The 14,912-nt window shown below is 53.3% G+C and carries 13 protein-coding genes; 4 read left to right on the forward strand and 9 right to left on the reverse strand.

All coding sequences use genetic code 11. From position 1 onward, the window contains the following. Positions 1–16 precede the first annotated feature (16 nt). The 3 genes from SMB34_RS06085 to SMB34_RS06095 form a co-directional block, all read right to left on the reverse strand. Complete coding sequence (locus tag SMB34_RS06085) at positions 17–811, reverse strand: calcium-binding protein (RefSeq protein ID WP_037988488.1); 795 nt, start codon at positions 809–811, stop codon at positions 17–19. Between the two features lie 333 nt (positions 812–1,144). Next, on the reverse strand, positions 1,145–2,527 hold the full coding sequence (locus SMB34_RS06090) for an HlyD family type I secretion periplasmic adaptor subunit (protein ID WP_037988490.1): 1,383 nt from the start codon (positions 2,525–2,527) through the stop codon (positions 1,145–1,147). Continuing rightward, the gene (locus SMB34_RS06095) at positions 2,524–4,185 is read right to left on the reverse strand and encodes a type I secretion system permease/ATPase (protein ID WP_240478758.1); all 1,662 of its coding nucleotides are present in this window, start codon (positions 4,183–4,185) and stop codon (positions 2,524–2,526) included. Before SMB34_RS06095 ends, SMB34_RS06090 begins: the two co-directional genes overlap by 4 nt. A 455-nt stretch (positions 4,186–4,640) precedes the next feature. Between SMB34_RS06095 and SMB34_RS06100 the strand changes: the two genes are divergently transcribed. Further along, positions 4,641–5,141: a MarR family winged helix-turn-helix transcriptional regulator gene (locus SMB34_RS06100; protein WP_007089970.1), complete on the forward strand. Its 501-nt coding sequence runs from the start codon at positions 4,641–4,643 to the stop codon at positions 5,139–5,141. Next, on the forward strand, positions 5,138–6,331 hold the full coding sequence (locus tag SMB34_RS06105) for a glycosyltransferase (protein WP_037988494.1): 1,194 nt from the start codon (positions 5,138–5,140) through the stop codon (positions 6,329–6,331). Before SMB34_RS06100 ends, SMB34_RS06105 begins: the two co-directional genes overlap by 4 nt. Here the strand turns inward: SMB34_RS06105 and SMB34_RS06110 are convergent, their stop codons facing one another. Both SMB34_RS06110 and SMB34_RS06115 read right to left on the reverse strand, forming a co-directional pair. Then, positions 6,332–6,784, reverse strand: coding sequence for a M67 family metallopeptidase (locus SMB34_RS06110; RefSeq protein WP_007089972.1), 453 nt, complete (start codon positions 6,782–6,784; stop codon positions 6,332–6,334). A gap of 26 nt (positions 6,785–6,810) precedes the next feature. Then, positions 6,811–7,176 (reverse strand): hypothetical protein, encoded by a 366-nt coding sequence (locus tag SMB34_RS06115; protein ID WP_007089973.1) that lies wholly within the window; start codon positions 7,174–7,176, stop codon positions 6,811–6,813. A 207-nt stretch (positions 7,177–7,383) separates the two neighbouring features. Between SMB34_RS06115 and SMB34_RS06120 the strand changes: the two genes are divergently transcribed. Further along, a complete protein-coding gene (locus SMB34_RS06120) occupies positions 7,384–8,385 on the forward strand; it encodes an RluA family pseudouridine synthase (protein WP_007089974.1) in 1,002 nt (333 codons plus the stop codon). Between the two features lie 111 nt (positions 8,386–8,496). After that, on the forward strand, positions 8,497–9,363 hold the full coding sequence (gene rpoH / locus SMB34_RS06125; RefSeq protein WP_007089975.1) for an RNA polymerase sigma factor RpoH: 867 nt from the start codon (positions 8,497–8,499) through the stop codon (positions 9,361–9,363). A gap of 98 nt (positions 9,364–9,461) precedes the next feature. Here rpoH and SMB34_RS06130 read toward each other — a convergent pair whose 3' ends face one another. The 4 genes from SMB34_RS06130 to SMB34_RS06145 form a co-directional block, all read right to left on the reverse strand. Continuing rightward, the gene (locus SMB34_RS06130) at positions 9,462–9,938 is read right to left on the reverse strand and encodes a hypothetical protein (protein ID WP_007089976.1); all 477 of its coding nucleotides are present in this window, start codon (positions 9,936–9,938) and stop codon (positions 9,462–9,464) included. A gap of 9 nt (positions 9,939–9,947) precedes the next feature. Continuing rightward, positions 9,948–12,074: a protein kinase family protein gene (locus tag SMB34_RS06135; RefSeq protein ID WP_037988497.1), complete on the reverse strand. Its 2,127-nt coding sequence runs from the start codon at positions 12,072–12,074 to the stop codon at positions 9,948–9,950. A 226-nt stretch (positions 12,075–12,300) separates the two neighbouring features. Then, positions 12,301–13,596, reverse strand: a complete 1,296-nt coding sequence (locus tag SMB34_RS06140; protein WP_037988499.1) for an adenylosuccinate synthase — start codon at positions 13,594–13,596, stop codon at positions 12,301–12,303. 36 nt (positions 13,597–13,632) lie between these two features. Continuing rightward, positions 13,633–14,799: an ATP phosphoribosyltransferase regulatory subunit gene (locus tag SMB34_RS06145; protein ID WP_037988502.1), complete on the reverse strand. Its 1,167-nt coding sequence runs from the start codon at positions 14,797–14,799 to the stop codon at positions 13,633–13,635. Positions 14,800–14,912 lie beyond the last annotated feature (113 nt).

The following is a 14,912-nucleotide window of genomic DNA, read 5'->3' on the forward strand; positions in this document are numbered from 1 at the left end:
GACGCCAACATTCGGATTACTGGACGCTGAAGAAGCTGTCCGGATTGTCCTGGACGTCTTCTGCATCGACATTGTTGAGGGTGATGGAATCCCCATTGCCAAGGTCGATAACAGTGTTGGCGCCAACCTGCGATGCACGCGCAGCAATATCATCGGCACTTTCAATGCCGGTATCATTGATGTTGCTGCTAATGGAAAGCATGTCTTCACCAACCGTGAAGTCGAGCACGACGTCGTTGCCGCCGCCACCGGTGAAGACAAAGGTATCGCTACCCGAGCCACCGACCAGCAGGTCGTCCCCGGCACCACCGTCAAGGACATCGTCCCCGGAGCCGCCAAGCAGGACGTCATTGCCATCGCCACCCTGGAGAACATCGTCCCCAGAACCGCCCAGCAACTGATCGTCGCCTGCACCGCCCAGCATGATGTCATCGCCGCCACCGCCGACCATAAGATCATCGCCTGCGCCACCATCAAGGACATCATTGTCCGAACCGCCAAGCAGGATGTCGTCACCGGCACCACCTGACAGTACGTCTTCGCCAGAGCCACCTATCAACAGGTCGCTGCCGGAATCCCCCATCAGCACATCGTCACCCGATCCACCGAACAGGATATCGTCACCTTCGCCACCAATCGCGACATCGTTTCCTGCGCCGCCGAACAGAACGTCATCGCCCTCTTCACCGAACAGAACATCGTCATCACCTTGTCCGAAGATTGTATCGTCACCGCCACGTCCGAAAATCACGTCGCTGAAACGAGACCCTAGAAGCGCATCATCAAAGGCGCCGCCTTCGAGAGTTGCCATGGTATCCTCCTTCGTGTCCCAACATTATTGACATCGCGGGGGTTATCCCCTCACGAGAGGTTGGCCGTTCCCTCAAGGCAGCTAGAGGCCACCCTGAGATCGGCCACACAGCAACCCTATATTCTTTTCTTTTATCTTAGGAAGATATTCTCGTGTTTTTATTGTGTCAATATTATGGATTAAGGCAATAATCACATTATATTTCTAGGTTTATTTAATAAGTGTTTGTTGTTTGTTTGATTTTTATTTAGTTTTATTTTTGAACAATAATTCAAATAAAAAGGCCGCAGACCTTTCAGCCCGCGGCCTTCGCACCCACAGCATCAGCAAAAATCAGTCCTCGCGGAAGGCCCTGCTCATGCTTTCAGTGATCGGATCAATCAGATAGTCGATCGCCCTTCTGGGGGATTTCAGGATCAGAATGTCGGCCGGCATACCAGGTCGAATTTCGATATCATCGCGTTTTGCCAATGCATCGGGGTTAATTGCGGCCCGAACGATGTAATAGGAAGAGTCGCGTTTCTCATCGACCGTCTGGTCGGCGGCAACATAGCGGACTTCACCGTCAAGCGGTGCCAACCGGCGCTGACTATATGCCGTAAGCTTGATTTGGGCTTTTGATCCGACATGAACCGAATCAATGTCCTGACGGTTGATCATGGCTTCGATCAGAAGCGGCTCGTTTTCCGGGATGATATCCATGATGGGTTCCGCCGGACTGATCACGCCACCCGGCGTGCGGATCTGAATATTAGCAACAATACCGTCCTGCGGTGCCTTGACTTCGCGCCGGTTCAGAACATCCTCGCTGGCGCGGATACGCTGGGTCACATCATTCAGTGCCAGTTGCGCTTCCTGGATTTCTGTCGCGATATCGCTTTGCCATTCCATTTCAATCGAGGCAAGATTGATTTCGGCCTCAGCCTTTTGCTGTTCGGCGGCGGCTTTTTGGGCCTTGAACTCGCCCATATCCCCGACAAGATCAGACCAGTTGTTTTCTATCTCGACCAACTGGGTGCGCGTCGCGAAGCCCTTTTCCGCAAGCTGCCGGATGCCCTTGAGCTGCTCGGCAACAAGCTTTTCCTGACGGGTGCGGGCATTTATCTGGGATTCCAGTGCGCGCGCCTCGGCATCAAATTGTTCTATTTGCTTGGCTTGGGCATTTCGCTTGGCATCGTAAACCTCATTGCGCTTGCCGAACAATCGCTTTTCATCCAGCAAGATATCGGCCACATAATCCTGCTCCGCATTCAGTATTTGCTGGGGAAAATCGATTTCACCACGGCCACTTTGCTCGGCACGCAGTCGGGCAAGCTTGGCGATAAGCCCATATCGTTCACCGCGCAGCTGGCCCAACTCGGACTCACTGCGTGTTCCATCCAGCAACATCAATGTTTGCCCCGCCTTGACGCGATCACCTTCTTCAACCAGCAGCTTCTTCAAAATGCCGCCTTCGAAATGGTTCACAACCTTTTTGCGGGAATCCACAATGACAGATCCCGATGCCACCGCAGCACTGTCGAGTTCGGCCGTAAAAGCCCAGGAAAAGAAGCCGCCAAACCCGACGGCAATAACGATGATCCCCGCCATGATCGGCTTTCGCAGGCTTTGACGCGACGCGGTGCGCTCTTCGTCAAGGACCTGATACCATGCCGGTTGCGGGTCTTCGGGAATCATGACCTCACCACGGTTGTCGACATTGATCACTCGGTTCATGCTGCACCCCCGTTTTGCTGATTGCGCTTAACCGGGGGCAGGTTTTTGATGTCGTTATCATCCTGCGTCATCGCCCGGATCACATTGGTGCGTTCACCAAACTGTTTGACCCGCCCTTCCTGCATGACAAGCAGCTTGTGGGCGTATTGCATGATGCTTTGCCGGTGTGCGATCAGAACAACCATTGCCCCACCTTCTGCTGCCTGACGGACAGCCCGGATCAGTGATGCTTCACCTTCAGCATCAAGGTTGGCGTTGGGTTCATCAAGCACCAGAAGACGTGGCCAGCCATAAAGAGCACGGGCAAGTGCAATGCGTTGCTGCTGTCCGCCAGACAGGGTATGTCGCCCCGCCCCGATCGGCGTATCGTAACCAAGTGGCAGTCGGCCGATCATTTCATGCACCCCTGCTGCGCGGGCCGCATCAATCACCTTGCGGGGATTGGCTTCACGCATGCGACCAATATTTTCGCGGATGGTGCCATTCAGCAGCGACACGGATTGCGGCAGATAACCGACCATGTTGCCAAACGAACCGCGCTCCCAAAGATAGGTGCTATGCCCGTCAAGAAATACGCCGCCAGCAGTCGGTTTCGCCGATCCGACCAGCAGACGCGACAGGGTCGATTTACCAGCAGCCGACGGCCCGACCACGCCCAGAATTTCGCCCGGGTTAAGATCGAAGCTCACCCCGCGAAGAACCGGCACGTTCGAGCCGGGCACCGCATATACAAGATTATCGACAACAAGCGGCCCTTCGGAACGCGGTGTCGGTTCGATTTCGCGCTCGGACTGACGCTCTTCAAGGATATTCCGGATGCGTTTCCAGGACGAAAGTGCAGAAACCCAAGCCCGCCAGTCGCGCGTAACATTATCAAACGGCAACAGAAGACGGCCCATGATAATCGTACCGCCAATCATCGCCCCAGGTGTTGTTTCCCCCAGAATAACCAGATACGCCCCCATCGCCAGCACGCAAATCTGCATGCCGAAACGGGCCGAGCGCGTGACGGAATACATGCCTTTACTTCGGACATTCCCGATATCAAGCAACTCACTGGCATGGACCTGCGATTGGCGCCAGCGCATGGCAAGTGCGGGTAACATGCCCATTGCCTCAATCGCCTCGGCATTTGATACGGTTGACCCGATATCGCCGATATTACGCAGATTGGCATCGGTGCCTTCCTTGGTGATCTGTCGCACAAGCAAATCACCCAACAGACTAAGCCCGATCAGGACCAGCACCGCCACAAGCCCCGCAATACCGTAAAACGGATGAAGGGCAAACATCACACCAAGGAAAATCGGCGACCAGATCGCTTCGAGTGGCGCACTGATGGTATTGCCATTGATAAAATTGCGCAAATCCGACAAATCGCGCAGAACCTGCGTGCCCTGTATCGATCCTTTTTCAAGCGCCACGCTCATTGCCGCCGAAATGGCCGGCAAGTTCAGGCGACGCAACAATGATTTGGCCATTTCCTGAAAGATAAGGGCCCGAATGAAATCAAGGATGCCGTATAGAATGATAGCGCCGACCGCAATTGCCAGCAGCAATTTAAGCGTATCGGTACTTTGACTGTTAATCACGCGATCATGCACCTGAAGCATGAAAAGCGGCACGGTCAGTTGCAGAACATTGATAAAGCCACTCAAGACCCCGGCCCATCCAAGACCGCGTACAAAAGTGAATCTCGCCTCGCGGATAACCGATTTTGCATCCAGAGATGGTCTGACAGCTTTGCTTTCTGCGGTTTTTGGCGTGTTTTTACGACCAAAATGCATTGATTTTCATCCAATCAGCCAAAAGTCATAGTTTTTCCGCAATCTAATCACATAGTTGCGATGTCATGATGATCTACAATAAAATCAAATATGTCGATCTCATGTTCATGATCTGACAATGTAAAAACAGAAGAATACGAAGTAATTTTAAAATAAAAATACTTTGAAATTACTTCGAAATTACGAGCAAACTGAGGGAAGAATTGGGCGTGCGGAAAAATCGTTCAAGAGCAACGTCCTGTTATCTTCCCCACACGAAAGGCCTGCCTTGGTCGAAAGGCCATGGCATCAACTCTCGCTTGGGACCAGATAACGGATCAAACAACATGACCGTCACTCATCTTGAACTTGCAAATACCGTCGAGCGTATTTATCGGCGTTTTGCTGATCTGCTTCGTGTAGATCTTATTCGACTCGGCAAAGATGACATCAGCCCCGCACAAGTCGCGTTGCTGTTTACCATCGGCGACGATGAACTGTCGGTACGTGATCTATTGGATCGCGGCCACTATATGGGATCGAATGCATCCTATAATCTGAAACAGCTGGCTGAATCGGGCTATGTCGAACGACATGTCATGGCCCGTGACCGACGGTCTGCCAGAATAAAACTGACGCGCAAGGGGCACGAACTTTGTGAATCCCTGCATGAATTTCACGAAGAATATCACAACGCACTGACCAATGACCTGCAGGACCAGCAGGAAATGGAAACGGCACTTCGAACTTTGCGTCGCCTGGAGGAATTCTGGACACAGACCCTTCGGTATGGCGGTGTCCCCGTCACAAGTGGCGTTATGACACACGAGCTTCGCAGTCGCCGATGAAAATTGTCTTTGTCCACCGCCATGGACCGGGACAATTTGTTCACCTGGCCTGTCATCTGGCAAATGCCGGATGGCAGGTTTCCTTCCTTTGCGAAGCAATGAACGTACAGCTTCCCGGCATTCGCGTCCTGCGTCAGCGGGCAACTCCGCCACCGCCTGCGACCCCATTTCCACAATATCACCAGCAGATCGGCATGCATGCGGCGACAACACTTGATTCACTCGTCGCACAGGAAGGCCCACCCGACATCGTTTACGGGCATATCGGCTGGGGCAGCATGATGTTTGCGCGCGATGTCCTGCGCAAAACACCACTGGTTGGCTATTGCGAACATTTTTACCACGCCGAAGGTCGCGATGTCGGCTTTGACCCGACAGAAACGGTGACCTTGGCCAAACGCACACAACTTCGGCTGCGCAACAGCGCACAGCTTTCAAGTCTGGAAGCAATAGACACCGGGATCAGCCCCACGGCATGGCAGAAAGCCGCCTTTCCGCAAAGCTTCCATAACAAGATCGGTATTTGCCACGATGGCATCGATATCCATCGTTGCCGTCCGGACGACAAGGCACTGCTGCGCCTGCCCGACGGTCGTGTGCTGCGACATGGCGATCAGATAGTGACCTATGTTGCACGCGATCTCGAACCCTATCGCGGCTTTCCACAATTCATGCGTGCTGCAGCTAAGTTGGCCCGGCGCAACACCGATGTAACCTTTGTCATCGCCGGGGGGGATGGCGTCAGTTATGGAACGCCGCGCGCCGACGGCCAGAAATGGCGTGATGCGATGATGGCTGAAACCGGTATGGATCCCTCTCGCATCGTCTTTCTGGGGCAAATTCCCCACGATCAGCTGATCCGTCTGTTCCAGATCAGTTCGGCCCATGTCTATCTGACATATCCGTTTGTTTTGTCATGGTCGGTACTTGAAGCCATGGCATGCGGAACGCCGGTGATCGCATCGGACACAGGCCCCTGCCGCGATATCATTCGTCATGGCAGGAATGGATTAATGTGTGGCTTCTGGAATGAAGACCAGCTTGCCAGCACAATGGCCGAAGCATTGGCCAATCCTGACCGCCTTCGCGAAATACGCCAGCTGGCGCGTCGGACAATCACGCAAAACTTCGCGCTTCAGCAATCACTTGAAAAGCAGACAGGCCTGATCGAACGCATGGCAAAGCAATGATCAGGGCTCGACGATCTCACAAGTTTTGAAATAACGCGGTGCTGTGTCATCGGCACGTTCCGGCATCCGGCGATATAGCTTCCATTCATCAACGCCGTTTTTGCCGGTGGCGAAAATCAGCCACAGAAAACCGGCTTCTTCGGCGCGGGACAAATCGGTTTTCGATGGCTGGCAATCGCCATTCGGATGTGAATGATAGCATCCGATAATCGCCTCTCCGCGTTGCCGAACCGATCGATGCGTCGCAATCAGAACGTGCGGATCAATTTCGAATGTTTTTTGGCGATCGATGGCGGCATTGCGTGCTGCAACAAAACGCAGAATAACTTCGGGACTTTCCGCGTCGGCAATCAATAGACCACAGCATTCCTCCGGCCATGCCGCAGCTGCGATATCTGAAATCTCTGCCAGCAAACCTGTCCGCAGTTTTATGATTTTACCCGCGTCGATCATCAAACCACCATCAGTTCAAGCGGTGCTTATTGCGGCTCCACCAGTAAAATCTGCCCAAGAATAGCGCCGTCACGCAAAGAAACAATCACCAGACGGCTTCCTTGGCGTCCCTCAAGACGAAGAGTTGCCTCTGTTCCCTGACGGGAAAAATCAACCAAGGTCTCCCCCGGTGCCAAATCAACATTGATCGTTCCGAACGGTGCGATCTGTGTTGCGGATCGTGGGCCTGTATCTGTTGGCGTCTCAAACTGCCCCGCAATCGGCGCGGATAGCTCAGGCCCATCGGATGCAACGCTGCCATCTTCCTGACGCGACAGGCCATAAACCACAAGTGCGACGCCCGCAACGATCAGCACTCCCATAAAAGCGACCAGAATCTTGATAACGCGCATCACATTTCCGATTGATAAGTTGATAGAATGCCCCTGTCTTGCGTCACGCTAAGATCACAACAGGCCTGACAGGACGATATTGAAGGCCATAGCGACAAGAGAAGCCAATTGCAAGTTTGCAAAGCGGGATTGCATTTCATCAGTAAGCGATTAAAACCGCCCTTTAACGGACAGTGACGGTCATAGCAGGCCAGAATAGCAGCAGATATGAATATGGAAAGCGGCTTGAACACCGAACATCTTGAATATATTGCCTCTCCCGCTGACGAGGGAGCGCGGCTCGACAAGGTTCTGGCAACCGCATGGCCCGAGCAATCCCGTTCGCGCATCAAAAGCCTGATTGAGAACGGACATCTGCTGCTGAATGACACGCCGATCGCCAAGATGTCATACAAGGTAAAAAGTGGCGACCGCTTTGCGCTTGAAATCCCACCCGCAGTGGCGGCCGACCCAATCGCCGAAAAAATCGCGCTCGATATCCTTTATGAAGACGACGATCTGCTGGTGATCAATAAACCCGCCGGGATGGTTGTTCATCCTGCTGCGGGCAATGAAAGCGGTACATTGGTCAATGCTTTGCTGGCCCATTGTGGTGACAGCCTGTCGGGGATCGGCGGCGTGAAGCGCCCGGGTATCGTGCACCGGCTCGACAAAGACACCAGTGGGGCAATGGTGGTCGCGAAGAACGATGCAACCCATCGGGCACTTTCGACCCTGTTTTCCGAGGATAAGGAAAATATCGAACGCGCTTATATCGCCGTTGTTTGGGGTGTCCCGCGCCAAATCGAAGGCGTCATAGAGGGAAATATCGGCCGAAGCCCGCGCAATAGAAAGAAGATGGCGGTACTTCGAAATGGGGGAAAACCGGCCCTTACGCGTTACAAGGTTTTGGCAAAACGCGACGACTCGTTGGCATCTCTTGTTGAATGCAGGCTTTTGACTGGCAGAACACATCAAATTCGCGTTCACATGACCCATCTTGGTCACTCACTTATATGTGATCCAGTTTACGGTAGAAGCAAACTTACCCAGAAGTTCAGCAAGCATGTGCACGAGGTCCTGACGGGCTTTGAAAAACAGGCGCTACATGCCAGAACACTGGGATTTTTACACCCAAAAACAGGGAATTACGTCCTCACCAAAGCCCCCCTCCCGGAAGACCTACAGGAACTCATCACCTGCCTAGACCTACCCATTGGGATAGTTTGACCTAACCTTTTTGGTCTAATTTTTATTGACGACACCTAATACTCCCGTATACCTTTCAATAAGTGCTAGGGGATAAACCGCACTTTATACGAAGCGCAACGGGAGGCTTCAATGAAACAGGGAAATGCACTTCCAATCATCTCCCAAGATGGTCTGACAGTCTATTTGCAGCGCATCCGCCGTTACCCCATGCTTACACCTGAACAGGAAACGACGTTTGCATGTGAATTCCGTGACAATGATGATGCAACTGCCGCAGAAAAGCTGATTACAAGTCATTTGCGGCTGGTTGCCAAGATAGCCATGAGCTATCGCGGTTATGGACTTCCGATAAACGAACTGATCTCCGAAGGTAATGTAGGCCTGCTTCAATCGGTCAAGCGCTTTGACCCGGACAAAGGTTTCCGCCTTGCGACTTATGCGATGTGGTGGATCCGCGCCGCAATTCAGGAATATATCCTGCATTCCTGGTCGCTGGTGAAAATGGGTACCACTGCCGCCCAGAAAAAACTTTTCTTCAATCTTCGGAAACTCAAAAGCCAGATGCAGGCGATTGACGAAGGCGATCTGCGACCGGAACAGGTCGAATTCATCGCCACAAAACTTAACGTCACCGAAGATGACGTGATCATGATGAACCGTCGTCTCGCTGGGCCGGATCACTCATTGAATGCGCCAGTGCGTATTGATGGTGACGGTGAATGGGTCGACTGGATCGAAAGCGAAGATGAAGATCAGGAAACCCTGTATGGCAAGCGCGAGGAATTTGTCCAGCGCATGAATCTGCTGAAAAGTGCGATGTCACACCTGAATGCACGTGAACGTGACATCCTGACCCAGCGCCGCCTGCTCGATTCACCTGTAACGCTTGAAAATCTCAGCGTTGCATACGGAATATCGCGCGAACGCATTCGTCAGATTGAAGTTCGGGCCTTTGAAAAAGTACGCAAATCGATCCACACCGATCTGCCGATGTGAGTGCCTTGCTTACCCTCGTTAACCAACCAACATGACTGCGGCGGACAAATTGTCCGCCGCTTTTTTTATTGGTCGATGGTTTGAGATTAGGTTGCGGATTAACTGCCTGAACGGTCGATTTCCTTGATCAGGCTGTCGCCCCAGGTTTTGATCAAACCACGCTGCCTTTTACGCAATTCAGAAACACGGCGCTGGGCCGAAAGATTAAGCACATTGGCGACAATCGGTGGCATCGCCAGATACAAAAGCCATCCAAGACCGGCCGAGCCATACATGATCGACAGGGCAACGGGTTGGAAAATTTCCTGAGTTGCCACACTGGCCGTCTGCCCGCCCTGCTGCCAGATTTCCATGATATAGGGCGCAACCCCTGAAAAATTCAGACCAAAAATGCAGCGCGACATGGTGCGCCCCTGACTGCGGTCAAACATGAACGCCACCATTGATGGTAACAGCCCAACCGCCAGGGTAATGAATGTCGGTAGCGCAACCATGAACAAAAGCACGGCAGAAGCCACCACCGACAAACCGGAAAATGCGCTTTTCTTTTTACGGCCGCCTGATTGTCTCGCCATTCCTGTCCCCTACCACATATGCATCAGAAATAGCGCCGAAACCGTCAGTAGCGCAATCATGGTCGACGCAAAGGCTGCTGCCTGCTGGCCAACTTTTTCTGCCAGTTCAAGTCGTGCGGGGCCTGATGATTCAAGGTCAAAAACCTCGCTTTCTGCTTCGGAATATTCCTCGACCGCGGTGATGAATTCGGTCTGATCCTTCCGGCGTTCCTGTTCGTCATTGATCAGATTGTAAAGTTCGACAAGATTGCCGCGCTTGGCCAGTTTCGGAATTTCGTGTTCAACACGTTCCCGACGTGCCTTGCTGTGAAACACCTTGACTGCGGGTTCCATCAAACGGGCCACCCAGTGCGACAGATTTTGCAGATTATCAGGCCCATGCCGCCATTGCACAAGTGCCAGCATGCTAATGATTGCGCGACTGTATTCGACTTCATCTGACGGATTTTGCAACGCCAGAAGTTGGGGTTCAACATCGTCATCAAGGCGGGTTGCAATAAAAGCTGCAATATGCCGATCAATTGGCCATGCATCATCAGGTAACGATTCCGAAGCTTTTTCCAGTGCGGGTAAAAGCTGCTCTATGTTAACGACATAACTCTTTTCTATCATCGGGCTAAGGCAATGCTGGTTACGAACCATCGCATAAAGGCAGCGCTCATAGCCATATCCCGCACTTTGCTGCTGCACATAGTATCTAAGGTTCTTATATGCCTGCTGCAATTTTTGGACTTCCGGGTTATATCCGACTTGTCGCCCGAACCAGAAAGCAGGGATATCACGCGTTACCACATCAGCAAACCGTTGAGGCCCGCGCCCGTGCTGTACGTCGTAAGACAACATAGTCCCCAACCCGTCAACCATCGCAGAGAACCCCTTGAAACGAATAGCTCCGGTCGGATCAAGAATAATGATGGATTTAGCGACTAGGATATCTTCGGCAGCCCTCTTGTCTGCTCCCGCCCATTGCAATTGCCGGGCAGCCTCAGCCATATGCTTGGCCCTGTCGTTATCTGACAGCCCACGTCGCAACCAAGTTTCAACGGCTCCATCTTTTAGTGGGGCGAGTGCATTAATCCAGTTTTTTGCAATCCCCTGCGCCAACGACCGCGCAGTATAATAATCTTTTCCCGAAATATTTTGGGAGCGTGCAGCCCGACGTTCGGTGTTGGATTGAACTGGCTTGGCCCGCCTGCCATCAAGCCAAGCATGCAATTCGGAAAACCCCCAACGCTCTTCGGGATCATCACACAAAAGACCGCGCACGGGTTCAATCAACACCAGAGGCAGTTTTTCATTCATTACAATAGCTTGGAAAGAACCTTTGGACAGTTTGACATCAATAATGTCCTGCTCACGCAGCTTTTCGAGCGGTGTGTGCCCGATACCAAGAGCCGCAATTGTCATACCCAGCGCATACAAGTCATCCAATACCGACCCCAAACCACGTCCCGCTGGATCAGCGGTCATACGTGATATGGTTTCGTAGACTAAAGGCTGGTTGAACCCTCCAGGAGCAGAGCAACAATCCCCAACAACGACTTTCTCTGCCATTGGGTCTTCAAAGAACAGATTGTCCGCGCGAATATTACGATGGGTTAGCCCCTTTTCGGCTACCGCCTGCAGCACATTCAGCAGGGGCTCAATTACAATCTTTGAGAAATCATGCTCATCTATCTTTTTTTGTTTTTCACCCGGTACAAGCACACGTCCGCCTGCAGGCTTTTCATAGAAAAGCATCATGGTTTTTTGGTCAAACGGTGGCCAAGGCGCAATTTCGTGATCAAGAAGATCAATCTGCCCGCCGATATGGACACCGGTTAAAAAGCGCATTAGATCGTAGCGCGTCGGTATTGCTGGATCAGTTACAAGAGCAAAGGCGCCACCTTCTTCACGGCGCAGGTTATCTGCAGCATAGGCCTTGCAATTTCCCATATCGTATTCCGGAAGCCGCAGATCTGAAAACACCCGGAAATTACCAACCTCGATACTCCGTCCACCACTACCCAACGCAGTTGGGTCCTCGCCGCCCAAACCTGCAGGGGAAGGCATGGTATCTTTATTATCCGCTGCGGCAGCCTGTTCGTCAGCGCCGTCGGAAACATCCTGTTTCTGCATTTCCGCTTCTTGTGCCATGAGCCCCGGTTTTTCTTTGTTGGAGGATCCGTGCCCTGCCCTTCCCTACCTGGAAAGCAGTTTCAGCCCGTCCTCTGATCTGCCGAAACGATACTGCCGATAGCAAAACGGAGCAAGCCGTTATCCAAGCGGGGCATAAGGGTATGATCTGCCAAATCATTAGTCTTAAACGGAAAAAGCCACCGGAAAAACCGGTGGCTTTTTGCATTTTCATTCATGCACGGGATCACGCACTGAACGGGTCATGAACCAGAATGGTGTCATCGCGTTCCGGACTGGTCGACAGCAACGCAACCGGTGCCTCGATCAGCTCTTCGATACGGCGAACATATTTGATCGCCGAAGCCGGAAGATCGGCCCAGCTGCGCGCGCCCATCGTGGTTTCAGACCAGCCTTCAATGGTTTCATAAACCGGTTTGGCTTTGGCCTGAAGACGCTGGTTGGCGGGAAGATGGTCATAGATTTTGCCATCAATGTCATAGCCGGTGCAGATCTTGATTTCCTTGAACCCGTCAAGAACATCCAGCTTGGTCAATGCGATACCAGTGATGCCGTTAACCTTGACCGACTGACGGACAAGGGCCGCATCAAACCAGCCACAACGACGTTTACGCCCGGTGACAACACCGAATTCATGACCGCGTTCGCCAAGACGTTCGCCGTCCGCGTCAAACAGTTCGGACGGAAACGGGCCTTCGCCGACACGTGTGGTGTATGCCTTGGTAATCCCCAGAACATAACCGACCCCCGACGGGCCCATGCCAGAACCGGCAGCAGCCTGTCCCGAGACCGTATTGGACGAGGTCACAAACGGATACGTGCCATGATCGATATCAAGCATCGTGCCCTGCGCGCCTTCAAACAGGATACGCTGACCGGCTTCCTTGAACTGGTTAAGCGATTTCCAGACTGTGTCCGAGAACGGCAGGATTTTCGGTGCGATTTCCTTAAGCTGCGCAAGCAGTTCCGCACCGTCGACTTCCGGCTGACCCAGACCGCGCAAAAGCGCATTATGATGGGTCAGAAGGTTTTCGACCTTGGCTTCAAGAAGTTCGACATCGGCCAGATCGCCAACGCGGATCGCACGGCGACCAACGCGGTCTTCATATGCCGGGCCGATCCCGCGACCGGTGGTACCGATCTTGTTGTTGCCGGTTGCCGCAGCTTCGCGTGCCTTGTCCAGATTGCCGTGCAACGGCAGAATAAGACAGGCATTTTCTGCAACGCGCAGGTTTTCCGGCGTGATTTCAACGCCCTGCCCTTTAAGGCGGTCAATCTCGGTCAGAAGCGCCCACGGATCAACGACAACGCCGTTACCGATAACCGACAGCTTGTTCTTGCGAACAATACCCGACGGCAGAAGGCTAAGCTTATAGGTCGTTCCGTCGATCACCAAAGTATGACCGGCGTTATGACCGCCCTGGAAACGCACAACGACGTCTGCCCGTTCGGACAGCCAGTCGACGATCTTGCCTTTCCCCTCGTCCCCCCATTGGGAACCGATCACGGCAACATTGGTCATCGCAAAACTCCTTGCGCGATAAGAAATGGTTCTGGGTTACGCACCCAGCGGCACGATCTGGCCGCCAAGATAAATGAAACTGCATCCCATGCGGCGTGCTTCCTTGCGCGCCGCAACTTCTGTTTTGGCTTCGGCCGCACCTTCAAGTGCCGCCACAGTATAATGGCCGTCTTTGCGCAATTGGCGCGCTTCGCGCTGCGGCGTGCCTAACGGCAAATAAACCCGTTCAACCGGCTTTACATCGGCAAGGCCGCGCAAAATCGTATCCATGAAAAGCGACATGCCGGTTGCGGCCTCGCCGCCCGAACCACCCGCACGGTAACGACCGCCACGCCCCAATTCACCGCGAACATGCTTGGCAAACAGGGTAAAGCTGACACCGGTCTGATACCGGAAACCGGCCATTTCAACCGGATCAATGGTCAAGGCCGCATCAAGATCAGATGCCAGAATACGTTCGGCAACCTCGATCAGACGGTGCAATTCTTCGGACGCGCCCAACGGCAGTTCAAGCTTTTTAAGCTTCGGCAATGCTGCCTGCGCCGGACCGGCGGCTTCAAGCAGGGCCACCAGCACATCGGTCACATTGCCACTAACAGCTTTGACCGCCGCGACGTCGCGATGTTCAAGGGCCCCGATCAGCGTTTCGCGATCATCGGCTGCAACACCAAAGGCATCAAACAAACGGACCGGCAGGGTCGGCAAATTCAGATCAACGGAAACATCCGGCAAACCGACATGTTCCAACGCCTCAAGCGCAAGCAGCACGATCTCGGTATCTGCTGCGGCGCTGGATACACCAATCAACTCCGCCCCGACCTGGGCAAACTGGCGTTCCGGGCGCAACTGTGTGCCCTTGATCCGCAATACATCGCCGGAATAGGAAAGACGCAACGGACGCGGCGCATCGCCAAGGCGGGTTGCCGCGATACGACCGACCTGCGGGGTCATGTCGGAACGAACACCCATCATCCGGTGCGACACCGGGTCCATCAGGCGGAAAGTCTGGGTGGCTAGTTCCGGCGCTGCACCCTCCAGAAGGCTCTCTTCGAATTCGACCAGCGGCGTCTTGACCCGGTCGTAGCCCGCATGTGCGAAACTGCTCATCAGCTTTTCACGGATGTCAGCTTCCCGTGCAGCGATTCCAGGCAGAACATCCTGAAGGCCGGCGGGCAAAAGAGCTTTCCTGGCAAGTTCGGTCATTATATGTGCTTTCCGGACAAGGCGCGCAAAATCGGTTCAGGTCGTGCCTGATCTATATATCCGGTAGCGGTTACTAACGCTTTGTTCCGGACAGGGCAACGGGAAAACCCCCG

Source organism: Thalassospira permensis NBRC 106175 (assembly GCF_000714555.1).
GTDB lineage: Bacteria > Pseudomonadota > Alphaproteobacteria > Rhodospirillales > Thalassospiraceae > Thalassospira > Thalassospira xiamenensis.

What these genes read in the sequence shown, in the direction of transcription:
- rpoH (WP_007089975.1), top strand. Translation starts at nt 8,497, where the DNA reads ATGAAACAGGGAAATGCACTTCCAATCATCTCCCAAGATGGTCTGACA.
- SMB34_RS06115 (WP_007089973.1), bottom strand. Translation starts at nt 7,176, where the DNA reads ATGCGCGTTATCAAGATTCTGGTCGCTTTTATGGGAGTGCTGATCGTT.
- SMB34_RS06120 (WP_007089974.1), top strand. Translation starts at nt 7,384, where the DNA reads ATGAATATGGAAAGCGGCTTGAACACCGAACATCTTGAATATATTGCC.
- SMB34_RS06100 (WP_007089970.1), top strand. Translation starts at nt 4,641, where the DNA reads ATGACCGTCACTCATCTTGAACTTGCAAATACCGTCGAGCGTATTTAT.
- SMB34_RS06090 (WP_037988490.1), bottom strand. Translation starts at nt 2,527, where the DNA reads ATGAACCGAGTGATCAATGTCGACAACCGTGGTGAGGTCATGATTCCC.
- SMB34_RS06130 (WP_007089976.1), bottom strand. Translation starts at nt 9,938, where the DNA reads ATGGCGAGACAATCAGGCGGCCGTAAAAAGAAAAGCGCATTTTCCGGT.
- SMB34_RS06145 (WP_037988502.1), bottom strand. Translation starts at nt 14,799, where the DNA reads ATGACCGAACTTGCCAGGAAAGCTCTTTTGCCCGCCGGCCTTCAGGAT.
- SMB34_RS06110 (WP_007089972.1), bottom strand. Translation starts at nt 6,784, where the DNA reads ATGATCGACGCGGGTAAAATCATAAAACTGCGGACAGGTTTGCTGGCA.
- SMB34_RS06105 (WP_037988494.1), top strand. Translation starts at nt 5,138, where the DNA reads ATGAAAATTGTCTTTGTCCACCGCCATGGACCGGGACAATTTGTTCAC.
- SMB34_RS06085 (WP_037988488.1), bottom strand. Translation starts at nt 811, where the DNA reads ATGGCAACTCTCGAAGGCGGCGCCTTTGATGATGCGCTTCTAGGGTCT.
- SMB34_RS06135 (WP_037988497.1), bottom strand. Translation starts at nt 12,074, where the DNA reads ATGGCACAAGAAGCGGAAATGCAGAAACAGGATGTTTCCGACGGCGCT.
- SMB34_RS06140 (WP_037988499.1), bottom strand. Translation starts at nt 13,596, where the DNA reads ATGACCAATGTTGCCGTGATCGGTTCCCAATGGGGGGACGAGGGGAAA.